The organism is Mesorhizobium sp. M7A.F.Ca.CA.001.10.2.1 (genome assembly GCF_003998575.1).
GTDB lineage: Bacteria > Pseudomonadota > Alphaproteobacteria > Rhizobiales > Rhizobiaceae > Mesorhizobium.
This window is the reverse complement of the sequence record NZ_RZQY01001425.1, coordinates 1-387: the sequence shown is the minus strand read 5'-3', so window position 1 is coordinate 387 and position 387 is coordinate 1. Positions and strand designations below refer to the sequence as shown.

General features: G+C 36.7%; 1 protein-coding gene. It reads left to right on the top strand.

Annotated features, from left to right (window positions below):
• Positions 1-387 (top strand): hypothetical protein (locus tag EN964_RS37410; protein WP_206528872.1); only part of this gene is annotated, 387 nt, incomplete at both ends.

Sequence of the window (387 nt, the reverse complement as noted above, 5' to 3'; positions counted from 1 at the left end):
CATTCAGTAGAGCGAAAAGTGATACGATTTCTAAATGGAAAGGTATAAAAAACTCTGTTACTGGTCTTGCAAAAAGTTTATGGAGCAGTGTTAGAAATACATTCAGAAATATGGCCAGTGGATTAAAAACATTGATTGGTAGAATCAAAGGACATATTGGCGGTATGGTCAGCGGAGTTAAAGGCGGATTAAATAAATTGATCAGTGGTGTTAACTGGGTAGGTAAAAAATTAAGTATGCCTAAAATACCATCGATTAAACTTCACACTGGTACGACTTCAACTCATACACAAAATGTTGTAACTAACGGCAAAATAAACAGAGATACTCTTGCTACAGTTGGAGATAAAGGTCGAGGAAATGGTCCAGGTGGTTTCCGTCATGAAA